Annotated in this window: 21 protein-coding genes and 1 pseudogene; 12 read left to right on the top strand and 10 right to left on the bottom strand. The window is 75.4% G+C overall.

Annotated features, from left to right (window positions below; all coding sequences use genetic code 11):
• Window positions 1–48: 48 nt before the first annotated feature.
• A complete protein-coding gene (locus AB0469_RS00430) occupies window positions 49–450 on the top strand; it encodes a hypothetical protein (protein WP_366449049.1) in 402 nt (133 codons plus the stop codon).
• 85 nt (window positions 451–535) lie between these two features.
• Here the strand turns inward: AB0469_RS00430 and AB0469_RS00435 are convergent, their stop codons facing one another.
• The gene (locus AB0469_RS00435; RefSeq protein WP_366449050.1) at window positions 536–1,501 is read right to left on the bottom strand and encodes a pirin family protein; all 966 of its coding nucleotides are present in this window, start codon (window positions 1,499–1,501) and stop codon (window positions 536–538) included.
• Window positions 1,502–1,603: 102 nt separating this feature from the next.
• Here AB0469_RS00435 and AB0469_RS00440 point away from each other — a divergent pair, with 102 nt between their 5' ends.
• The 6 genes from AB0469_RS00440 to AB0469_RS00465 all read left to right on the top strand — a co-directional run bounded on the left by AB0469_RS00440 (window position 1,604) and on the right by AB0469_RS00465 (window position 5,897).
• Entirely contained in the window at window positions 1,604–2,806 is a 1,203-nt protein-coding gene (locus AB0469_RS00440; protein ID WP_366449051.1) for a methyltransferase, read from the top strand.
• A gap of 87 nt (window positions 2,807–2,893) precedes the next feature.
• A complete protein-coding gene (locus tag AB0469_RS00445; protein ID WP_366449052.1) occupies window positions 2,894–3,652 on the top strand; it encodes a MerR family transcriptional regulator in 759 nt (252 codons plus the stop codon).
• 107 nt (window positions 3,653–3,759) lie between these two features.
• The gene (locus tag AB0469_RS00450) at window positions 3,760–4,410 is read left to right on the top strand and encodes a DUF6230 family protein (RefSeq protein ID WP_366449053.1); all 651 of its coding nucleotides are present in this window, start codon (window positions 3,760–3,762) and stop codon (window positions 4,408–4,410) included.
• On the top strand, window positions 4,401–4,838 hold the full coding sequence (locus AB0469_RS00455) for a DUF6114 domain-containing protein (RefSeq protein ID WP_366449054.1): 438 nt from the start codon (window positions 4,401–4,403) through the stop codon (window positions 4,836–4,838). Before AB0469_RS00450 ends, AB0469_RS00455 begins: the two co-directional genes overlap by 10 nt.
• The gene (locus AB0469_RS00460) at window positions 4,835–5,485 is read left to right on the top strand and encodes a hypothetical protein (RefSeq protein WP_366449055.1); all 651 of its coding nucleotides are present in this window, start codon (window positions 4,835–4,837) and stop codon (window positions 5,483–5,485) included. The genes AB0469_RS00455 and AB0469_RS00460 overlap by 4 nt, the downstream gene beginning before the upstream one ends.
• Before the next feature lie 91 nt (window positions 5,486–5,576).
• A complete protein-coding gene (locus AB0469_RS00465; RefSeq protein ID WP_366449056.1) occupies window positions 5,577–5,897 on the top strand; it encodes a DUF2087 domain-containing protein in 321 nt (106 codons plus the stop codon).
• Here the strand turns inward: AB0469_RS00465 and AB0469_RS00470 are convergent.
• Window positions 5,870–6,631, bottom strand: coding sequence for a metallophosphoesterase (locus tag AB0469_RS00470; RefSeq protein ID WP_366449057.1), 762 nt, complete (start codon window positions 6,629–6,631; stop codon window positions 5,870–5,872). The two genes, AB0469_RS00465 and AB0469_RS00470, sit on opposite strands and share 28 nt — an antisense overlap.
• A 226-nt stretch (window positions 6,632–6,857) precedes the next feature.
• On the opposite strand from AB0469_RS00470, the pseudogene AB0469_RS00475 reads away from it, so the two are divergent.
• Both AB0469_RS00475 and AB0469_RS00480 read left to right on the top strand, forming a co-directional pair.
• Window positions 6,858–7,502, top strand: a pseudogene (locus AB0469_RS00475) (phosphoribosyltransferase family protein); the annotation flags it as partial.
• A 269-nt stretch (window positions 7,503–7,771) separates the two neighbouring features.
• Window positions 7,772–8,524 carry an SDR family oxidoreductase gene (locus AB0469_RS00480; protein ID WP_366449058.1) on the top strand — a complete coding sequence of 251 codons (753 nt, stop codon included), beginning with the start codon at window positions 7,772–7,774 and terminating at the stop codon, window positions 8,522–8,524.
• Window positions 8,525–8,527: 3 nt separating this feature from the next.
• Here the strand turns inward: AB0469_RS00480 and AB0469_RS00485 are convergent, their stop codons facing one another.
• The 7 genes from AB0469_RS00485 to AB0469_RS00515 all read right to left on the bottom strand — a co-directional run bounded on the left by AB0469_RS00485 (window position 8,528) and on the right by AB0469_RS00515 (window position 16,362).
• Entirely contained in the window at window positions 8,528–9,967 is a 1,440-nt protein-coding gene (locus AB0469_RS00485) for an NAD(P)/FAD-dependent oxidoreductase (RefSeq protein WP_366449059.1), read from the bottom strand.
• A gap of 43 nt (window positions 9,968–10,010) precedes the next feature.
• Complete coding sequence (locus tag AB0469_RS00490) at window positions 10,011–10,409, bottom strand: thioredoxin family protein (RefSeq protein WP_366449060.1); 399 nt, start codon at window positions 10,407–10,409, stop codon at window positions 10,011–10,013.
• A gap of 147 nt (window positions 10,410–10,556) precedes the next feature.
• Window positions 10,557–11,996 (bottom strand): aldehyde dehydrogenase family protein, encoded by a 1,440-nt coding sequence (locus AB0469_RS00495; protein ID WP_366449061.1) that lies wholly within the window; start codon window positions 11,994–11,996, stop codon window positions 10,557–10,559.
• Window positions 11,997–12,187: 191 nt separating this feature from the next.
• Entirely contained in the window at window positions 12,188–13,387 is a 1,200-nt protein-coding gene (locus AB0469_RS00500; RefSeq protein WP_366449062.1) for a thiolase family protein, read from the bottom strand.
• A gap of 260 nt (window positions 13,388–13,647) precedes the next feature.
• Window positions 13,648–14,661 (bottom strand): LacI family DNA-binding transcriptional regulator, encoded by a 1,014-nt coding sequence (locus AB0469_RS00505; protein WP_366449063.1) that lies wholly within the window; start codon window positions 14,659–14,661, stop codon window positions 13,648–13,650.
• Window positions 14,662–14,726: 65 nt separating this feature from the next.
• Window positions 14,727–15,944: a DUF6596 domain-containing protein gene (locus tag AB0469_RS00510; protein WP_366449064.1), complete on the bottom strand. Its 1,218-nt coding sequence runs from the start codon at window positions 15,942–15,944 to the stop codon at window positions 14,727–14,729.
• Window positions 15,945–15,954: 10 nt separating this feature from the next.
• Entirely contained in the window at window positions 15,955–16,362 is a 408-nt protein-coding gene (locus AB0469_RS00515) for a YciI family protein (protein ID WP_366449065.1), read from the bottom strand.
• Between the two features lie 209 nt (window positions 16,363–16,571).
• Between AB0469_RS00515 and AB0469_RS00520 the strand changes: the two genes are divergently transcribed.
• The 3 genes from AB0469_RS00520 (at window position 16,572) to AB0469_RS00530 (ending at window position 19,928) form a co-directional block, all read left to right on the top strand.
• Entirely contained in the window at window positions 16,572–18,014 is a 1,443-nt protein-coding gene (locus AB0469_RS00520; RefSeq protein ID WP_366449066.1) for an amidase, read from the top strand.
• An 83-nt stretch (window positions 18,015–18,097) separates the two neighbouring features.
• On the top strand, window positions 18,098–18,529 hold the full coding sequence (locus AB0469_RS00525; RefSeq protein WP_366449067.1) for an ester cyclase: 432 nt from the start codon (window positions 18,098–18,100) through the stop codon (window positions 18,527–18,529).
• A 127-nt stretch (window positions 18,530–18,656) separates the two neighbouring features.
• Window positions 18,657–19,928: a pyroglutamyl peptidase gene (locus tag AB0469_RS00530; protein WP_366449068.1), complete on the top strand. Its 1,272-nt coding sequence runs from the start codon at window positions 18,657–18,659 to the stop codon at window positions 19,926–19,928.
• 159 nt (window positions 19,929–20,087) lie between these two features.
• On the opposite strand, the gene AB0469_RS00535 is transcribed toward AB0469_RS00530, so the two are convergent.
• Window positions 20,088–21,572, bottom strand: coding sequence for a cellulose binding domain-containing protein (locus AB0469_RS00535; protein ID WP_366449069.1), 1,485 nt, complete (start codon window positions 21,570–21,572; stop codon window positions 20,088–20,090).
• Window positions 21,573–21,676: the final 104 nt, after the last annotated feature.

Raw genomic sequence — 21,676 nt, forward strand, 5'->3', positions numbered from 1 at the left:
CCGGTCGGCCATCACGTGTGCCCCGAGGAGTGCGGCTGGTTCGGCCGCGTGCTCGCCCAGGCCGGCGCCGCCGGCCTCATGGCCTTCACCGGAGGCGGCGAACCCACGGCCCGGTACCTCACCAAGCGCCAGGGCAAGGGCCACTTCGAGACCTTCACCCACGCCGGCACCGGCATCGTCCAGGACGTCACCCACACCGTCCACGGCAAGAAGTTCGTGGGCACCGACCACGTCTTCCGCCTCAACGGCGTCCGGGTGGAATCGTTCTCCGGCCTGGCGGCAGACCTCTTCGACCACCTCCGCGACGGCAGGGTCGAGCAGTACCGCCACGAAGCCCACAACCTCCGCGGTTCCTGGCCGACCGACCCCTGGGACGCCAAGTGGCGAGGTCCCGTCTCCCTCCACCCCGACAACACCGTCATGGCCCTGCGCCGCCTCCGCCTCGGCTGACCGCGGCTGCGAGAACCTCGTGGCGGGAGGCCACCTTCGCTCCGGCTGGTCCCGGGCCGATCGGACCGAACTAAAAACGTGCAGGTCAGCGTACTCGCCCACGGGCCTTCAGCGACCCCGGCGGGAGCTCGGGAGCCGGGATCGGGGGGCCGTCGTAGCCCTTGACCTCGCCGAAGCGGGTGCCGGTCGCCCAGTCCTCGCGGGCCTGGACGATCTCCTCGTGGGAGCGCCCGATCCAGTTCCAGAACGTGACGATCTCCTCCTCGAACGGCTCGCCGCCCAGCAGCATCAGGCCCGCGTCCGAGGTGGCGCGCAGGGGGAGTTCGGTGCGGCCGCAGCCCAGGTAGAGCATCGAGCCCGGGAGGAGGGGGACGCCGTCGGCGTGGGCCTCGCCGGACATGGAGAGGACCGCGTACTCGAAGTCCGGGTCGAGCGGGAGGCGGGTCTCGGTGCCGGCGGTCAGGGCGAGGTCGGCGCCGACGATGGGGGTGTACGCGGTGCCCGGGGAGGTCGCGGTGTCCAGGGTGCCGAGGATGACCGTCGCGTTCAGCCCGGGGGCCGTGACCTGCGGGAGGTCCGGGTGGTGCTGGAAGTGCGGGGCGACGTCGCGGTGGGCGTCGGGCAGGGCCACCCACAGCTGCGCGCCGTGCAGGAAGCGGGCGTGCGGGCGCGGGCTCTCCTCGGAGTGGCTGATGCCCCGCCCGGAGGTCATCAGGCCCAGCTCGCGCGGGCGGATCGTGGCGAGGCTGCCGACGCTGTCGCGGTGCAGCACCTCGCCCTCGTGCAGCCAGCTCACGGTCTGCAGGCCGGCGTGGGGGTGGGGGGCCACCTGCATGCCGGGCTCGTCGGCGATGTCGTCGGGGCCGTAGTGGTCGACGAAGCACCAGGCGCCCACCATGCGGCGGCCCAGGTTCGGCAGGAGTCGGCGGACCTCGGTGGACTCCCCCAGCCTGACCGTGCGCGGGCTGAGGAGCTCCCGTACCGGTTCGGCCACCACGAAGCCGCGGCCGCCGCAGGAGGAGAGCGCGGGCTGGCGATCGAGATTGCTCATACGGGACAAGGTAGTCCCGCGGGGTGCCGTTGCTCGGTTCCTTTCCGCGGAATGACGCGGCGTGCGGGGGCCGGCGGCCGCCTCGGCTAGCCTGGGTCCGATATGAACCGCCTGACCACGCCTTTCGGCTCCTACGAACTCACCCGCTTCCCCGCCGACCCGCGCGACCGGCTCCGCGCCTGGGACGCCGCCGACGAGTACCTGCTGCGCCACCTCGACGCCGGTACCGGCGAGCGCGGCCCGGTGGACCTGGCCGGCGCCGGGCAGATCACCGTCGTCGGCGACCGCTGGGGTGCGCTGACGACGGCCCTGGCCGCCCACCACCCGGCCCAGATCACCGACTCCGCGCTGGCCCGGGCCGCCACCGAGGCGAACCTGGACCGGGCCGGCATCGGCACCGCCAAGTCCACGGTGACCCTGCTGACCACGCGGGACGAGCCGCCGTCGCGGATCGACGTCCTGCTCGTCCGGGTGCCCAAGAGCCTGGCGCTGCTGGAGGACCAGCTCCTGCGCCTGGCCCCGCACCTGCACGAGGGCACGGTGGTCGTGGGCGCCGGCATGGTCAAGGAGATCCACACCTCCACCCTGGACCTCTTCGAGCGGATCGTCGGACCGACGCGCACCTCCCTCGCGGAGAAGAAGGCCCGGCTGATCTTCTGCACCCCGGATCCCGCGCTGCTGGCCGCCGCCGGCACCTCGCCGTGGCCGCTGACCTACACGGTGGACCAGGACGGGGGCTCGGGCGCCGGGCTGACCGTGGTCAACCACGCCGGGATCTTCTGCGCCGACCGGCTGGACGTCGGCACCCGCTTCTTCCTCCAGAGCATCCCCACCAACACCGACGGGGCCCGGGTCGTGGACCTCGGCTGCGGCAACGGGGTCGTCGGCACCGCGGTCCAGGTGGCCGACCCCGACGCCGAGGTCGTGTTCACGGACGAGTCGTACCAGGCGGTCGCCTCGGCGCGGGCCACCTACGAGGCCGCCGTCCGCCCGGGCAGGCGGACGGCGGAGTTCCTCGTCGGCGACGGGGTGGCCATGCTGCCGCCCTCCTCGGTGGACCTGATCCTCAACAACCCGCCCTTCCACTCGCACCAGGCGACCACGGACGCGACGGCGCTGCGCATGTTCGCGCAGTCGCGCAAGGCGTTGCGCCCGGGCGGGGAGCTGTGGGTGGTCGCCAACCGGCACATGGGCTACCACACCCACCTGCGCCGGCTCTTCGGCAACAGCGAAGTCGTCGCGAGCGAACCGCGGTTCGTGGTGCTGCGGGCCGTCAAGCGCGAGGCGCGCCAGCACGGCAGGTGACGCACCGGCGCCCCGCCCCGCGCCCCGGCCGTCGCCCCGCCATGTGACCTGCCGGTACACCCGCCGGTAGGTCCTACACTCGGCCGCGTGAGCACTGGGGCGGGGACGTACGGCGGGGACGGGCGGCGGCGCTGGCGCCGGGAGGAGGTGGCCCGGGCGGCCGGGGTCAAGGTGCGCAACCTGCGCTACTACCAGGAGCGCGGGCTGCTGCCCCCGCCGCGCCGGGAGGGCCGGATCGCCTGGTACTCCGACGACCACCTGACCCGGCTGCGGCTGATCAGCGACCTGCTGGGGCGCGGCTACACGGTCAACGGCATCGGCGAGCTGCTGGCGGCCTGGGAGCAGGGCGGCGGGATCTCCCAGCTCCTGGGCCTGGAGCGGGAGATGACGCGGGACTGGGTGCGCGAGGAGCCGGTGACGATGACCCGGGCCGAGCTGCGCGAGCTGTTCGGCCCGGGGGCGACGGCCGAGCACACCCGGCGGGCGGCCGAACTGGGGTACGTACGGGTCGACGGGGACCGGGTGACGTATCCGAGCCGGCAGCTGCTGGAGGCGACGGTGGCGCTGGTGCGGCAGGGGATGCCGCTGGCGGAGATCCTGGACGCCGGGGAGTTCGTGCAGGACCAGGCGGCCGCGCTGGCGGACCGGTTCGTCGGCCTGTTCCGCAGGCATGTGATCGGCCCGGAGGGGCTGGGGCGGCTTTCGGCCACCCAGCTGGATCACGTCCGGGAGGCGGTGGCGGCGCTGCGGCCGGTGGCTGGTGAGGTGGTGGCCACGGAGTTCGCCCGGGCGATGGGGCGGCGGGTGGAGGCGGAGGTCGCCGAACTGCTGCGTACGGAGCAGTAGGAGTCGGCCTAAAGGGTGCACTCGCACAACCTTGCCAACCACCATTGGCACTCTTACATTCAACTCGTCGGTAACAAAGGTGCACAGCCGAGATAAGGGACGATCTCATGGCAGATTCACCGTCCTTACCCGTATTCGATTCAGATGACGAGTCCGCCGGAAGAGTGGAGGGCCGGGTCCGCTGGCGCAAGTTCGCGCTGCTGACCGTGCCGGCCGTGGCGGTGACCGCGGGACTGGGCGTCGCCCTCGCGCAGGGCGCCCTCGCCGCCTCCTTCGCGGTGTCGGGCCAGCAGTTCAAGGTGTCGGCGACGAGCCTGGAGGGCGAGGGCTTCGCCCAGTACGGCAGCGTCGACGTCAACGCCCGCCAGGAGCTGATCCCGGTGGCCGTCACCGCCATCAAGGAGGCCAAGCTGCACAGCCTCTGCCAGTCGGTGGTCACCACCCTCCCGGTCATCGGGGACATCTCCCTGAACCTGACCGCCGGCCAGAAGGCCCCGGTCGAGGCCTCCAACCTGTTCGTGGACGCCACCCAGCTCGCCGGCGACGCCGAGTTCACGAACATCGAGATCGGGCGCGACGCCTCCACCCTGGACAAGGGCCCGGCCGAGGCCCAGGGCATGCAGGACCTCTTCGCCCAGCAGGCGGACAAGGTCAGCATCAGCAGCCTCCAGCAGACGGCGTGGGCGACCAACGCCGGCACCTTCAAGCTCTCCGGGCTGAGCATGAACATCAGCAAGGGAAAGAAGGAATGCTTCTGAGCCGCTGGCGGCGGTGGCGGCGCGGCAGGCCCTTCTGGGGCGGCCTCTTCGCCGTCCTGGCCGGGGCGTGGATCTGCGTCCTTCCGCTGGCACCACTGAAGATCATGCTCCAGCAGGGCATCGCGGGGATCCCGTCCGTCCTGATGGGCATCATCATGATCGTCCTCGGTCTCACCGCCTGGCTCTCACCCCGCCAGCGCGCCCTCGCCGGCGTCCTCACCACCCTGATCGCCACCGCCGCGCTGGTGCTGTCGAACCTCGGCGGGTTCCTGATCGGCACCCTGCTCGGCATCCTCGGCGGCGGGCTGATGTTCGCCTGGCAGCCGTACGCCGCCCCACGCGCCGGGGGCTCCGCCGCCCCCGCCCGGCCCTCCCCCGCCGGGAGCTCCCCCACTCCGCACCCCGATCCCCAAGGAGCACAGCCATGAGCCGTACGCGTACCGCGCTCGCCCTCGGCATGGCGGCCGCGGCCGCACTGACGGTGGCCTCCACCACCGCCCACGCCGCTCCGTTACCGCTGGCCGGGTCGACCACCGTCACCCCGGCCGGGCACGCCTTCAAGGCGTCCCTCAGCGGGAAGGCCACCCTCAAGGCCGGTTCGGTGACCGTGACCTGCTCGGTCTCCGTCTCCACCGGCTCGGTGCCGGCCGCCCCCGGCAACCACAACGCGGCCGGGCCGGTGTCCTCGCCGATCTCCCCGCCCACCTACAGCTCCTGCACGTCCAGCATGCCGGGCGTGACCCCGACGGTGACCACGAGCGGCGCCTGGTCGGTCTCCATGCAGAACGGCTCGCCGATCACGGCCACCATGACGGTGCCCACCGGCGGTCTGGTCGTGCACACCACGGGCCTGGCCACCTGTACCGTCACCGCGGCCCCCGGCGGCCCGGCGAGCGTCCCGGCCACCTGGGCCAACGGGGCCCCGTCGAGCCTGACCTTCTCCGGCGCGTCCGTCCCGGTGACGGTGTCCGGCGGCTTCGGCTGCCCGACGAGCGCGACCTCGTCCACCTTCAACGCGGTCTACCTGGTCTCCGACACCACCGACCCCGCCCAGCAGATCACCGTCACGCCCTGACGGCGGTCCGGTCCGCCGCCGCCTCCCGCTCCGGGGGGCGGCGGCGGATATTGCGTTGCCCCGGGCCGCCGGGCCGGGCGAAGCTCGGGGGATGTCACAGACCATCGATCAGCAGAGCGCCGACGAGCGCGGGCCGTCCGCCCCCAAGGGTCCGCGCGGGGTGTCCGACCTGTTCTCGGGCGGCCGCCTCGTCGCCGTCCCGCGCAAGGCCGCGCGCCGCGAGCAGCTGCTCGCGCACCTCGCCGAGACCCTGTTCGCCCCGGACCGCGCGTACTCCGAGCCCGAGGTCAACGACGCGCTGCGGACCGTGCACGAGGACTGCTCCGCGCTGCGGCGCTACCTGATCACCTCGGGACACCTCAGCCGGACCCGGGACGGCGCCAGCTACCGGCGGTCGACGACCACCCGGTAGTGGGTCGTCAGCCGGCCGTCCTCACCGATGACGTGGAAGGCGACGGCCGGCGGCTCGTCGAGGTGCACGTGCGGGTCGCCCGTCGGCTCCTCCCAGGGCAGGCGCAGGGTGGACACCACCCCGGGCGCGACGAGCAGGGGCCGGCCCGCGAAAGTGGTCGCCGCCGCCGTGTGCGCGTGGCCGCACAGGAAGGCCAGCAGGTGGGGGTGGCGTCCGGCCAGCGCCGCGAGCCGCTCCTCGCCGAACTGCCGGATGTCGTCCACGTACGGGGTGTGCAGCGGCACCGGCGGGTGGTGGAAGGCGACCAGGACCGGCACGTCACGCGGGGTCCCGGCCAGGATCCCGTCGAGCCAGTCGAGGGTGGACTCCTCCAGGCGGCCGTGGTGCTCGCCGGGGACGGAGGAGTCGCACACGGCGAGGACGAAGCCCTCGCCGCGCAGCACCCGGTCGACCGGTCCGGCGGACGGGTCCTCCTCGCCCAGCAGGACGCGCCGGAAGGCGGTCCGCTCGTCGTGGTTGCCGGGGCAGACGACCAGCGGGTGCCGCGACACGAGCCCCTTGCGGGCCTGCTCGTACTCCGCCGGGGTCCCGTTGTCGGCGATGTCCCCGCTGACCAGGACCGCGTCCAGGTCGTACGGGAGGCCGTCCAGGTACTCCATGACGGCGCGGGTGCGCTCGGCGGCCCGGGGACCCCCGTCGAAGTGGACGTCACTGAGCTGCGCTATCACGATCACGGACGGTGGCTCCTTCGTCGCCGATGGGGGCACGCCCCCGGCCCGTTTCCCGACGCCCGGTCAGTTGCCGTCCAGGGGTCATGTGTTCGACCCGGCCGCCCAACCTACCCCACGGGGCCGGGGGGCCGGCGGGGGCGCCCGGGGCTCCGCCTCCGGGTCCCCGGGTTGCGGGAACGCCCCGGACGGTGTTCGTTCGAAGGGGGTACCCGGGACGGGGTGAGCCGTCATGTCCTCCACCGGCCGGTTCTTCACCGATCGCGCGGACGCGGGGCGCGCGCTGGCGGACGCGCTGCGTCACCTGGCGGGAGCGGACGCCGTCGTCCTCGGGCTGCCCCGGGGCGGTGTGCCCGTGGCGTACGAGGTGGCGCGGGCGCTCGGCGCCCCGCTCGACGTCATCGTGGTCCGCAAGCTCGGCGTCCCGGGCCACCGGGAGCTGGGGTTCGGCGCCATCGGGGAGGGCGGGGTCCGGATCGTCAACGAGGACGTCGTCCGCCACATCCGGGCCTCCCGGGAGGACCTCGACTCCGTCGAGCGCGCCGAGGAGGCGGAGCTCGAACGGCGGGCCCTGCGCTACCGGGAGGGGCGGGCCCGGGTACCGCTCGCCGGCCGGACGGTGGTCGTCGTGGACGACGGGATCGCGACCGGGGCCACGGCCGCGGCCGCCTGCGCGATCGCCCGTGCCTCGGGGGCCGCCCGGGTGGTGCTGGCCGCCCCGGTGGCGCCGCCGGAGGCGGTCGACCGGCTGCGCGGGGCGGCCGACGAGGTGGTCTGCCTCTCCGCGCCGCCCGCGTTCCGCGCCGTCGGCGAGTGGTACCGGGACTTCTCCCAGACCGCGGACGAGGAGGTCGTGGCGGTACTGGCGCGGGCGGCGGGCGGGCCGGGCGCCGGTGCGTGACCGTGCCGCGGCCGTGCCGATGCCGTCGCTGCCTTGCCGTGGCCGGAATCCGGGTGGAATCCGGGTGGGATCCGGGTGGGATCCGGGTGGGATCCGGGGCTGCTTCATGATCAGATGGCGGGGCCGGCCGGCCGCCGACCGGCCCCCGGGCCGCGCTCCGGGCCGACCACCGAAGGAGTCCCGATGCCCCTGCCCGCGATCCCCTCCACCCCGACGGCCGCCCCCGCGGCCCCGGAGCGTGCGGCATGAGCCGGGGCGTACTGGTCACCGGCGCCTCCCGCGGCATCGGCCGGGCCGTCGCCGCCGCGTTCGCCCGCCAGGGCGACCGGGTCGCCGTCCACGCCTCCGCCCCGCACTCCGACGCCCGCGAGACCCTGGCCGCCCTGGAGGGGCGGGGCCACACCCTGGTCACCGGTGACCTGGGGGATCCGGCACGCGTCGAGGAGCTGGTCGCCGAAGCCGCGGACGCGCTCGGCGGGGTGGACGTGCTGGTGAACAACGCCGCCGCGATGATCGCGCACCCGCTGCCCACGACCACGTACGCCGACTGGCAGGAGGCCTGGCAGCGCACGGCGGCGGTGAACCTCTTCGGGGCGGTCAACACCGGCTACTGCGTGGCCCGCCGGATGATCGACGAGGGACGGCCGGGACACATCGTCAACGTCGGCTCGCGCGGCGCGTTCCGCGGCGAGCCCGACCATCCCGCGTACGGGGCCACCAAGGCCGCCCTGCACGCCTTCGGCCAGTCCCTGGCCGTCTCCCTGGCGCCCCACGGCATCACGGTGGCCTCGGTGGCCCCGGGCTTCGTCGCCACCGAGCGGGTCTCCGGCCGGCTCCGGGGCGAGGAGGGCGAGCAGATCCGCGCGCAGAGCCCCTTCGGCCGGGTCGCCGAGCCCGAGGAGATCGCCTCCGCCGTGCTGTACCTCGCCTCGCCCGCGGCCCGGTGGAGCTCGGGCGCGGTACTGGACGTCAACGGGGCCTCCTACCTGCGCACCTGAGGATCAGCCCCGGTAGGCCTCCAGCAGCCGCAGCCAGACCTCGCTGATGGTCGGGAAGGCCGGCACCGCGTGCCACAGCCGCCCGACCGGGACCTCCCCGACGACGGCGATCGTCGCCGCGTGCAGCAGCTCGGCGGCGCCCGGTCCCACGAAGGTGGCGCCGAGCAGCACCTCGCGGTCGAGGTCGACGACCATCCGGGCCCGGCCCCGGTAGCCGTCGGCGTACAGGCCCGCACCGGAGACCTTGCCGAGGTCGTGGTCGACGGCGCGCACCCGGCGCCCGGACCGCTGGGCCTCCGCCAGGGTCAGGCCGACGGACGCGGCCTCGGGGTCGGTGAAGACGGCCTGCGGGACGGCCCCGGTGTCGGCGGTCGCGGCGTACGGGCTCCAGGGGCCGGTGTCCGGGGCCGGGGCGCCGTTCCCCCGGGCCGCGCGGGCGGCGATGGCGGCCCCGGCGATCCGGGCCTGGTACTTGCCCTGGTGGGTCAGGAGCGCCCGGTGGTTGACGTCCCCGACGGCGTACAGCCAGTCGTGGCCCTCGACCCGGCAGCTCTCGTCGACGCCGATCCAGTCGCCGGGGGTCAGGCCGACCGTGTCGAGCCCGATGTCCTCGGTGCGGGGCGCGCGGCCCGTGGCCATCAGCAGTTCGTCGCCCTCCAGCAGCTCGCCGCCCTCCAGGACCACGGTGACGGGGCCCGTCGGCCCGTCCCGTACGACCGCCTCGACGGCCACGCCGGTACGGACGACCGCGCCGGCGGCGGTCAGGGCCTCGGCGACCAGCTCCCCGGCGAAGGCCTCCATCCTCGGGAGCAGCCCGGAGCCGCGGGCCAGTACGGTCACCTGCGCGCCCAGCGCCTGCCAGGCGGTGGCCATCTCGCAGGCCACGACAGAGCCGCCGACGATCAGCAGCCGGCCGGGGACGTGCCGGGCGGAGGTGGCCTCGCGGCTGGTCCACGCCCCGGCCCCGTGCAGCCCGGGGAGGTCCGGGACGACCGGCCTGGTGCCGGTGGCGACGACCACGGCGTGCCGGGCGGAGAGGACGTGGTGGACGCCCTCGGGGCTGGTCACGGCGACCTTGCGGATGCCGTAGAGCCTGCCGTGGCCCCGGTAGAGGTGCGCGCCGATGGAGTCGAGCCAGTCGACCTGGCCGCCGTCCTTCCAGTCGCCCGTCCAGTAGTCGCGGTGCGCGAACACCGCCTCGGCGTCGAGCGGCCCGGAGGCGGCCGCGGCCAGGCCGGGGACCCGGCGGGCGTCTGCGCGGGCCAGCGCCGGGCGCAGCAGGGCCTTGCTGGGGACGCAGGCCCAGTACGAGCACTCCCCGCCCACGAGTTCGCTCTCCACCAGGGCCGTGCTCAGCCCGGCGGCACGGGTCCGGTCGACGATGTTCTCGCCTGCCGGGCCCCCGCCGAGCACCACGACGTCGTACTCCACCGCTTCGGTCATGCCGCCCAGTGTCCCCGCGGGACGGGGGCCGCGTCCGGCAATCTCAGCCCTCCGGCGTGCCGGGGGCCTCGCCGGGCGCCGCCTGCTGCTGCGCGGCGATCTTCTCGCGGACCTCGTCCATGTCCAGGGCGCGGGCCTGGCCGATCAGGTCGGTGAGCGCGTTCTCCGGCAGGGCGCCGGGCTGGGCGAAGATGGCCACCTGGTCCCGGACGATCATCAGGGTGGGGATCGAGGTGATCTGGAAGGCCGCCGCCAGCTCCTGCTGGGCCTCGGTGTCCACCTTGGCGAACACCAGGTCCGGGTTGGCCTCCGAGGCCTTCTCGTAGACCGGGGCGAACTGGAGGCAGGGGCGGCACCAGCCCGCCCAGAAGTCGATCAGCACGAACGGGTTCTCGCTGACCGTCCGGTCGAAGTTCTCCTTGGTGAGCTCGACTGTAGCCACGGTTTCCTGACCTCCTGATCGCTGCGTCGCCGCGTGTCCTGCGCGTGTCGCGTGTCCTGCGCGTGTCGCGTGTCCTGCACGTGTCCTGCGCGTGTCCTGCTTGAACGAACGGCCGCCCCGTGGCATTCCGCCCCGTGCCGCACGTCCCTAGAACGGGTGACCGGGCGGGGTCCGGCGGACCGTGGTCCAGCGCAGTTCGGTGAAGGCGTCGAGGTTGGCCTCGCCGCCGAACCGGGCGCCCGTGCCGGAGACCCCGACGCCGCCGAAGGGGGCCACCGCCTCGTCGTTGACGGTCTGGTCGTTGACGTGCGCGATGCCGGTCGGTATGCGCTCGGCCAGCTCCAGGCCGCGGGCCGCGTCGCGGGTGACGATGCCCAGGGAGAGCCCGTACGGGCCGGCGGCGGCCAGCTCGACCGCCTCGTCCTCGGTCGCGAAGGAGCGGACGGGCGCCACCGGGCCGAAGACCTCCTCGGTGTAGGCGGGGGTGTCGTCGGAGACCGCCGCCAGCACGGTCGGCCGGTAGAACAGCCGCTCGTGGGTGCCCCCGGCGACCAGCTTGGCGCCCCGCTCCACGCTCTCCTCGACCAGGCCGTGGACCCGCTCCAGCTGCGCCCCGTCGAGCAGCGGGCCCAGGTGCACGCGCTCGCGGTACGGGTCCCCGACGGCGAGCGCCTCGGCGCGGGCGGCGAGCCGCTCCACGTACTCGTCGTAGAGCGAGGCGTGGACGAGGTGGCGTCCCGCGGTCATGCAGATCTGGCCCTGGTGGAAGAAGGAGCCCCAGGAGGCCTGCGCGACGGCGGCCTCGACGTCGGCGTCGGCGAGTACGACGAGGGCCGAGTTGCCGCCCAACTCCAGGTGCGCCCGCTTGAGGTGACGTCCCGCCAGTTCCCCGACGGCCCGGCCCGCGGTGGTGGACCCGGTGAAGGAGACGACGCGCACGCGGGGGTCGGACACCACCGCGGCGCCCGTCGCGGCGCCGCCGGGCAGGACGTGGAGCAGCCCGGCCGGGAGTCCGGCGGCGGCGAACACGGCGGCCGGCGCGAGGCCTCCGCAGACGGCCGTCCGGCGGTCCGGCTTGAGGAGGACCGCGTTGCCGAGGGCGAGGGCGGGCGCGACCGAGCGCATGGAGAGGATCAGCGGGGCGTTGAAGGGCGCCACCACCCCGACCACCCCCGCCGGGACGCGGCGGGTGTAGGAGAGCCGGGGCGCCTCGCTGGGCAGGACCTGTCCGGCCGGCCGCGAGGCCAGCGCGGCGGCCTCGTAGCACTCCTGGGCGGCGACGTGCAGCTCGAAGTCGGCCTTGCCGGGTATGGAGCCCGACTCCCGGACCAGCCAGTCCCGCAGCTCGTCTGCGTGCGCCGTGAAGAGGTCCCCGGCCCGGCGCAGCACGGCCGCCCGCTCCGGGTGGGTGGCCCGTGCCCAGTCGCGCTGCGCGGCCCGCGCCCGTACGGCCGCCTCCGCGACGTCGGCGGGGGCGGCCAGGTCGAGCGTGGCGAGGGTACGGCCGGTCGCGGGTTCGACGACCGGGGCCGTACCGCCGGTGAGGGTGGGTCCGTCCTGCCAGAGTGTCGGGTCGAGCAGTGGCATGGCGCGGGGCCTCCGGAGGGGGTGGGCGGGGCGGGGGGCGGCGGTGGCAGGCGCCATCGTGCCAGACCCCGGTCTCCGGATTCTGTTCAGTTATTGGGCAGTTGACCCCTCGCCCTGTCCGGAAACGATCGCCGTCCGGTCGGCCCGCGGCCTGGCGGAGCGGCCGGCCCGCGCGCCGGCGGGGCGGCCGGTCAGCGTTCCAGGACCAGGGCGATCCCCTGGCCGACGCCGATGCACAGCGCCGCCATGCCGGTGCCCGAGCCCGCCGCCGCCAGCTGGTGCGCGACGGAGCCCGCGAGCCGCGCCCCGGAGGCGCCGAGGGGGTGCCCGATCGCGATGGCGCCGCCGCGCGGGTTGAGCACGGCGGGGTCCAGCTCCGGCCAGGCCGCCAGACAGCCCAGTGCCTGCGCCGCGAACGCCTCGTTGAGCTCGAAGGCGGCCAGGTCGGACAGGTCGCGGCCGGCCTTCGCGAGGGCCCGCTGGACGGCGTCGACCGGGCCGAGGCCGAAGAGCTGCGGCTCGATGCCGGTGACGGCGGAGGCGCTGATCCGGGCGAGCGGCTCGCGGCCGGTGGCGGCCAGGCCCGCCTCGTCGGTGAGCAGGAGGGCGGCGGCGCCGTCGTTCAGGGGGGAGGCGTTGCCGGCCGTGACGGTTCCGGAACCGTCCGTCCGGAAGGCCGGCTTGAGGCGGGCCAGCGCCTCGGGGGTGGAGCCCTCGCGGATGCACTCGTCGCGCAGCAGGTCCACGCCGGGGTACGGGACGACCTCGTCGTCGTACAGGCCGGCCGTCCACGCCGCGGCGGCCTTGCGGTGGCTGTCGAGGGCGAAGGCGTCCTGGGCCTCCCGGGTGATGCCGTGCTTCTCGGCGATGAGCTCGGCGCCCTCGCCGAGCGAGCCGGTCCATTCCGCGGGCATGCGGGGGTTGGTCATCCGCCAGCCGAGGGTGGTCGACCACATCTGCTGGTGCCCGGCGGGGTGCGCGCGCTCGGGCTTCTGCACCACCCAGGGGGCGCGGGTCATCGACTCGACGCCGCCGGCGATGGCCACGGAGGCGTCGCCGAGGGCGATGGCGCGGGCCGCCTGGATCACGGCTTCGAGGCCGGAGCCGCAGAGGCGGTTGACGGTGGCGCCGGGGACGCTGACCGGCAGCCCGGCGAGGAGCACGGCCATGCGGGCCACGTCGCGGTTGTCCTCGCCCGCTCCGTTGGCGTCCCCGAAGACCACGTCGTCGATGCGGGCCGGGTCGAGGTCGGGGGTCCGGTCGACGAGGGCGCGGACCACGTGGGCCGCGAGGTCGTCGGGGCGGACTCCGGCGAGGGCTCCGCCGAACTTGCCGATGGGGGTGCGGACGGCGTCGACGACGTAGACGTCGCGGACGGTGCGGATGCTCATGGGGGCTCTCCTGGGCGACTCCGTACGGTCGGCGGCGCGCCGGCGCCGATGTGGGCACCGGGCCGCACCGCCGGGCACGCCCGGTGGGGCGCGCCCGCAGTCTCCGCCGCGGCATCACCGCGTGTCAACGGGGTCCCGGGACCGGGCCCGGCCGCATCCGGCCCCGTCGGCGCGCGCGGCGCCGGGGGTCCGGGCGCGGCCCGGGGGACGGACGGGAGGCCGGGGCGGGGAGCGGCCCCGCGCAGCGGGACCCGCAACGGTCAGGTCGAGTCGCGTGGGACGGCGGACGCGCCCATCAGTTCGTGCCGTTCCGCGATCGCCGACGGCACCCGTACGGCCCGGTCCACCAGCCCCGCCAACCGCTCCCCGCTCGGCATCTCGATCCGCACCGAGCTCAGCCGCGGCCGCACCAGCCGGGCGATCAGCAGGTCGTCGGCCCCCATCACGGCGACGTCCCGCGGCACCCTCAGCCCCGCGTCCAGCAGCGCCCGCAGCAGCAGGACCGCGTACTCGTCGTTGTAGGCGAACACCGCGTCCAGCCCCAGCTCCCCCCACCGCGCGGCCAGCGCCGCGGCCGACTCCTCGGTGTAGGCCAGGCCCAGCGGCACGACCTCCGCGTGCGGCGTCGCGCGGGCCCCCGCCAGCCGGGGCCCGGAGAACAGGTCCAGGCCCGGTTCCTCCGGGACGACCACCCCGATCCGGCGGCGGCCCCGTGCGACCAGGTGGGCGGCGGCCCGGGCGCCGACCTCGGCCTGGTCCATCACCAGCGCGTGCGCTCCCGCCACCCGCTGCGGACCGAGGGTGACCACGGCGCGCGCGCCGGCCCGTTTGAGGGTGTCGACGTGGTGCGGGGAGAGGGCGATCCCACCGAGGGAGATCACGGCGACGGGCCGCAGCTCGGCCCACGCGCGGACGGCCTCTTCGCCGCCGAGACCGACGCTGCCGTACTGCACGACGGTGTAGTCGAGGCGGCGCAGGGCCCGCTGGAGATCGTCGAGGAAGGCGCTGTACAGGGGGCCGGCCGGGACGTGCGCGGTGGGCAGCAGCACGATGCGGGTGTGTCCGGCGCGCAGGCTGCGGGCCGCGGCGTGCGGGACGTAGCCCAGTTCCTCGGCGGCCGCACGGACCTTGCGGCGCGTCGGCTCGCTGATCCGTACGGCCTCCGCGTTGTTGAGGACGTACGAGACCGTGGCGCGCGAGACGCCGGCGAGCCGGGCCACGTCGGCGCTGGTCGGCGGGTTCGGCGGGGTAGGCGGGGTCGTTGAGTCAGACATGGCCGTCGCATCCTTCCAGACCGGCCGGGCCCGGGCTCCGGCGGTTGGCCTGAAACGGGCCCGCCTCAGGCGGGGCCGGCCGGCCCGGCGTTGAGGCGGGCCGCCTGCCGGGTGAGGTGGGCCCGCTCGGCGAGGGTCGGGGCCTGGTGGGCGGCCTCCGCGTAGAGCCGGGCGGCGCCGGCCCGGTCGCCGTCGCGCTCGTGCAGCCAGGCGGCGACGGCGGTGTGGCGGGGCAGTCCGGGGTCGAGCCCGGCCAGCGCGGCGAGGCCGGCGCGCGGCCCGTCGGCCTCCCCCACGGCCACGGCCCGGTTGAGGCGGGCGACGGGGCTGCCGGTGAGGCGGACGAGTTCGTCGTACCACTCGACGATCTGCGGCCAGTCGGTCTCCGCGGCCGTGGGGGCGTCGGCGTGCAGGGCGGCGATCGCGGCCTGGGCCTGGTACTCGCCGAGCCGGTCGCGGGCCAGCGCGCCGTGCAGGATCCCGATGCCCTCGGCGATGGCCGCCGTGTCCCAGCGGCCGCGGTCCTGTTCGGCGAGCGGGACCAGGCTGCCGTCGGGGGCGGTCCGGGAGGGGCGGCGGGCGTGGTGGAGCAGCATCAGCGCGAGCAGTCCGGCCGGCTCGGGGTGGTCGACGGCGGCGGCGAGCCGGCGGGTGAGGCGGATGGCCTCGGCGGCGAGGTCGACGTCCCCCGAGTACCCCTCGTTGAAGACGAGGTAGAGGACGCGCAGCACCGTCCCGACGTCGCCGGGCCGGTCGAGCCGGACGCCGGAGACGGTCCGCTTGGCGCGGCTGATGCGCTGCGCCATGGTCGCCTCGGGCACGAGGTAGGCGCGGGCGATCTGGCGGGTGGTGAGCCCGCCGACGGCCCGCAGGGTGAGGGCGACGGCCGAGGACGGGGAGAGGGCGGGGTGCGCGCACAGGAAGTAGAGGCCGAGGGTGTCGTCGGTGCCGGACGCGGGGCCCGGCTCCGGTTCGCGGTCGACGAGCTCCTCGCGGCGCCGGCGGGCCGCGTCGGCGCGGGTCGCGTCGAGGAAGCGGCGCCAGGCGGCGGTGACGAGCCAGCCCCGCGGGTCGCGGGGCGGGTCGGCGGGCCAGGCGCGGACGGCGTCGAGGAGGGCTTCCTGCACGGCGTCCTCGGCCGTCGCGAAGTCGGCGCCGCGCCGGACGAGGATGCCGAGGACGGCCGGGGTGAGCTCCCGCAGCAGGGCCTCGTCGACGGGGCGCGGCGGGGCCCCGCCCGGGACGGCGGGGTCCGGGGCGGGGCGGGGGCGGGGGGCGGTCATCGGGGTCCGGTCACTCCGTGATCGTGGGCGGCTCGGACATGAAGGGGCGCAGCTCCAGCCACTCGTGGATCGGCCGGCCGCCCGCACCGGGGGCCGCCGACAGCTCGGCCGCGAGCTCCAGGGCCCGGTCGTGGGTGTCCACGTCGATCACCATCCAGCCGGCGATCAGGTCCTTGGTCTCGGCGAACGGGCCGTCGGTGACGGGCGGGCGCCCTTCGCCGTCGTAGCGGACCCAGGTGCCCTCCGGGGCGAGGGCCTGGGCGTCGACGAACTCGCCGGTCTCCTCCAGCTTCGCGGCGAAGTCGCGCATGTACCGGATGTGCGCGGAGACCTCCTGCGGGGTCCAGCGGTCCATGGGGACGTCGTTGCTCGGGGCCGGGGCGCCGCGGTAGTGCTTGAGCAACAGGTACTTGGCCATGACGGTTCTCCTCGATCCGGTCCGACGCGTCCATTCTGGCCGCGCTCACCCCTGGGACGGAGCCGGCGCCGCGTTCTCGACAGGCCCGCCGAAGATTTTTTCCGGACCGGGGAGAGCGCCCCGGGGGCACGCGGGTGGGGCCGGGCCTGGTCCTGGCGGGCCCCTTGCCCTTACCGTCGGTATTACCGGTCGGTAGGGGGAGGTTGTCCGTGGGGGACGTCGTGTCGGGGCTCGGGGAGATGGCGGCCGCGCTGGCCGAAGGGCACGTGACGGCACGGCAGTTGACGGAGCGTTCACTCGCGCGGATCGCGGCCTCGCAGTCCTCCCTCAACGCCTTCCGGATCGTCCGCGCCGAGGCCGCGCTGGCCGAGGCCGAGGCCGCCGACCGGCGGCTGGCCCGCGGGGAGCGGCTGCCGCTGCTGGGCGTGCCCGTCGCCGTCAAGGACGACATGGACGTCGCCGGGGAGCCGACGGCGTTCGGGTGCGCGGGGGACTTCCCGCCGAAGCGGGCCGACGGCGAGGCGGTGCGCCGGCTGCGTGCGGCCGGGGCGGTCGTCGTGGGCAAGACGCAGACGCCCGAGCTGGGCCAGTGGCCCTTCACCGAGGGGCCCGCCTTCGGTGCGACCCGCAACCCGTGGGACACGGCGTACACCCCGGGCGGCTCCTCGGGCGGTTCGGCGGCGGCCGTGGCGGCGGGGCTGGTGCCGGCGGCGCTGGGGTCCGACGGGGCGGGGTCGGTGCGGATCCCCGCGGCCTGGACGCACCTGGTGGGGGTGAAGCCCCAGCGGGGGCGGATCTCGACGTGGCCGGAGCCCGAGGCCTTCCACGGCCTCACGGTCAACGGCGTGCTGGCCCGTACGGTCGCGGACGCGGCGCTGCTGCTGGACGCGGCGAGCGGTCCGGCGCCGGGGGACCTGCACCGCCCCGCCCCGGTGTCGGCGGTCGAGGCGGCCGGGCGGCAGCCGGGCCGGATGCGGATCGCGCTGTCCTTCGGAACGGCCTTCACCGCCACGGCGGGCACGTCCCCGGACCCCGTGGTGCGTTCGGCGGTGGAGCGGCTGGCCGCACGGCTGGAGGGGCTGGGGCACGAGGTGGTGCCGGAGGACCCCCGCTACGGCCCGATCGGCCTCACCTTCGCCCCCCGCGCCACCGCCGGCGTACGGGAGCTGGCGGAGCGGGCGCCCGACCCCCGCCTGCTGGACCCGCGTACGCACGGGGCGGTGCGCACGGGGCGGCTGCTGGGCGGGGCGGCGCTGCGGGTCTCGCGGTGGGCCGAGGCGGCGCTGCGCCGCCGGGTCGGGGAGCTGTTCGGCCGCTTCGACGCGGTGCTGACCCCGACGACGGCCACGGGGCCGCTGCGGATCGGGGCCCTGGCGGGGCTGGGGGCGCTGGCCACCGACCGGGCGATGATCGCGGCCTGCCCGTACGCCTGGACGTGGAACGTCCTGGGCTGGCCGGGCATCAGCGTCCCGGCCGGCTTCACCCCGGCCGGCCTGCCGGTCGGCGCCCAGCTGCTGGGCCCGGCGGACTCGGAGCCGCGGCTCCTGTCGCTGGCGGCGCAGCTGGAGGCGGCGGAGGGCTGGGCGGCGCACTGGCCACCGGCGGCGGCCGGTGCGGACCGGCCCACCAGACAGGTGTTTGACGGCAGTTGACGCGGCCTTGACCGTCCTCATACCCGGTCCGCCTATGCTCACGGCGACTTGGTCCACACCATGATCGACAGGGGGTGCACGCGATGAGCGTGCAGGACGACAACAAGCGGGCGGTACTGGGCTTCTTCACCGCCGTCAACGAGCGGCGCACCGAGGACCTGCCCGCGTACATGGCTCAGGACGTGGTCGACCACAACCAGATCATCCACGGCGAGCCCGACGAGCCGGGCGCGGCCTTCGAGGGCCTGCGCCAGCAGCTCGCGGCGTTCGATCCGCTGGCCATCCGGGTGGAGGAGCTGGTGGTCGAGGACGACCGCGTCGTCGCCCGCGTGATCCAGTCCGGTACGCACGGCGGGACCCACCCGCGCATGCCGGAGCCGACCGGCCGGTCCTTCGAGAACGAGGCCATCTGGTGGTTCACCCTGGACGGGGGCAAGATCTCGCAGATCCGCGGGGTCAGCGACCGGCTGGGCCTGTTCCTCCAGCTGGGCTGGGACTGGCCCACGGCGGACTGACCCGCACCGGGTCGCGCGGGCGGGGTCCCGGCGGTACGCGGGCGGGGCCCCGCCTCGTCCACGGCCGCCCGCGGGGCCGCGCCGGCGTACTGCCGGACCCCGCACCCTCTGTGTAATGTCACACGGCATGATGTTCTTACGCCGCGCGGCGCTCGCCGCCGCCCTCCTCGGGGTCACCGCCCTCCTGCCGGCCACCGCCGCCCGCGCGGACACCCCGCCCGCCTGCCCCGCCGCCCCCGGCGCACAGGCGCCAGCCCGGCCCGACGCGGAGCAGGGCCGGCTGTCCGACCCCCGGGCCGCCGCCTTCCCGGAGCACGCCGGGCTCGACGGCTTCGTGCGCCGCTTCCCGGCCGCGCTGTGCGGCGTACGCGACGCCGCCGGGGCGGAGCGGCTGGTCGGGGCGTGGGGCGAGGCCCTGTGGCAGGCCGCCGTGAACCGGGCCCAGGGGCGCCGTCCGGGCGGCGACCTGCCCGACCGCGACGACCGGCCGCTGTACTGGACCCGGCTCGCGATGACCGTCCGGCTCGACGGCTGGCGGCCCGGGTTCGCGGTGGACCGGGCGGCGCTGAAGTCCCGCTTCGAGGACGCCTCGCGCGGCCTGACCGACAACGAGTTCCGCGGCACCCGGGGCGTACGGCGGATCTTCGTGAGCGGGTTCGACCCCTTCGGCCTGGACACCGAGCTGCGCCGGGCCAACCCCTCCGGCTCGGCCGCCCTCCAGCTCAACGGACGCCGCGTCACCCTGACCGACGGCACCGCCGCCGAGATCCGGGCCGTCGTCCTGCCGGTCCGCTACGCCGACTTCGACGCCGGGATCGTCGAACGGGCCTACGGACCCCGGCTGGTGGCGGGCCCGCGCTCCGCCGACATGATCACCAGCATCAGCCAGGGCTACCCCGGCCTCTTCACCCTGGAGGCCTGGGCGGGCCGCAACCGCTCCGCCGACCCGTACCCGGACAACGTCCGGGCCCTGTCGGGCGGCACCCGGGAGAACCCGGCCACCGCGCCGGGACTCGGCCCCGGGGCGGAGTTCCTGCGCACCAGCCTGCCCACGGACGCCATGACCGCGGTCCAGGCGCCCTACCCCGTACGGCTCAACACCGCCGTGACCGAGATACCGGCCGGGTCGGCGGCGCCGGTGGACCGCGAGGACGGACCGACGCCCGGCTCCCGCGCCGTCGCGGGCGGGGGCGGGGGCTACCTCTCCAACGAGGTCGCCTACCGCTCCAACCGGCTCCGGCTGGAACTGCGCCCCGCCCTGCCCGGCGGCCACCTCCACACCCCCGTCCTGACCGGCCTGCCCGCCGAGGCGGACCGGCTGACCGGGCCGGAGTTCGAGGGGAACGAGACCGCGATCACGGCCCAGGTGCTGGAGGTCCTCAGGTCCTCCGGCGGTTAGGCCGCCTCCTTCGGATCCTGCCGGTCAGGCCCGCGTCGCCCGGCGCCGTGCATCGCAAGGCGGAGAGGCTCCCGCGTACCGGACGTACCCGGGTGCCCCGACAGCGCGGCGAGGTGCGGTGCCGGGCGGCGCGGGTCAGGCGAGATCCGTAAAAACGGCCTAGCGCAGGGCGCCGAACGCCTTGGTGAAGGCCAGCGGCTGCTGGAGGACCGAGCTGCACGTGGCGTCCGCGTGGTCCAGGGTGCCCGCGGGGCACTGCTTGTCGCGGGCCGCGGACCACATGGCCAGCCGGCCGATGCCCTTCGCCGAGGCGAACTCGACGAGCTGCGTCGCGTCGGAGACCGAGAAGACCTCCGACGCGACGTCGTTGACGCCGATCATCGGGGTGACGGCCACGGCCTTCCAGGCCGCCTGGTCGGACAGCCCGAGGACTCCCTTCAGCTGGGCCTGGGTCGCCGTCGCGGCCTGGACGGCGTACTGCCCCATGTCCCCGGCGTACGCCGGGCCGTAGTCCATCGCCATGATGTTGACCGAGTCGATCCGCACGCCGTTCCTGCGGGCGTCGGCGAGCAGGGCCACACCCGGCTGGGTCAGCCCCTCGGGCATCACGGGCAGGGTGAACGCCACGTCCAGGCCGGGGTGGGACTTCTGCAGCCGGGCTATGGCCTGGGCGCGGCGGGTGTTGGCGGCGGTGTCGGGCAGGGCCGCGCCCTCGATGTCGAAGTCGACCTTGGTGAGCCGGTACTGGTCCACGACCTTGCCGTACGCCGCCGCGAGCTCGTCGGCGCCCGTGCAGTTGAGCGCCAGCTCGCGGCCGGCGGCCCCGCCGAACGACACCCGGACGTCACCGCCCTTGGCGCGCAGCGCCCCGATCTGCCCGGCCACCTTGTCGCCCGCCAGGTCCGTGACTCCGCCCCACAGGGGGGTGCAGCCGGCGCCGGCGGTGACGAAGGCGAGGTGGAACTCCTTGACGCCGGTGCGGTTCGCGGTGTCGAGCAGGTCGTAGGCGGGGTAGAGGGAGGTGTCCACGTACGGGGCGAAGCGCGCGCCGCCTCCGGGCGCGGGCGCCGGCGCGGTCGCGGTGGGCTTGCCGGTGGGGGCGGCCGTCGGGGAGGCGGTCGCCGTCGCCGTGGGGGCGGCCGAGGCGGTGGGGGCCGGGGTCGGGAGGGTGGTGGGCCGGCCACTGGGCTGCGGGGTGGCGCTCTGGTCGACGGAGCACTTGACCCCGTTGATCAGGCACCCCTTCGGGCTGCCGGGAGCGCCGGCCCCGCTCGCCACGAACCCGACGGTGACGGAGGCCCCGGGCGCGAGCTCCCGGTTCCAGCTCGCGGGCTTCACGGTGACGCGCTGCCCGTCGACGGTGTGGGTGCCGTTCCACAGGGAGTCGATCCGGGTACCGGCCGGCAGCTCGAACTGGAGGGTCCAGTCGGCCTGGGCCCGGTCGGTTCCGTTGGTGATGACGTACTGGCCGGTGTAACCGCCGCTCCAGGAGCTGGAGGTGGTGTACACGGCGCCGACGGCGGTGGCCTGCGCGGTCCCGGTGAACACGAGGGCCGCGCCACCGATCACCACCGCCACCACCATCGCGCCCGCCGCCTTCGCCTTGCCGCTGGCCTTGCGACGGTGACCGGTCGTGCTGCCCATGACGTGCCTGCCTCTGTTACTGGGGAGTCGGTATGCGGCAGCACGCTAGCCGCCCCGAAACAGACAATCCCCCCTTCCGGGACACCACCCACGAACCTTAGGTT

This window comes from Streptomyces sp. NPDC093801, assembly GCF_040701585.1.
Taxonomy (GTDB): Bacteria; Actinomycetota; Actinomycetes; order Streptomycetales; family Streptomycetaceae; genus Streptomyces.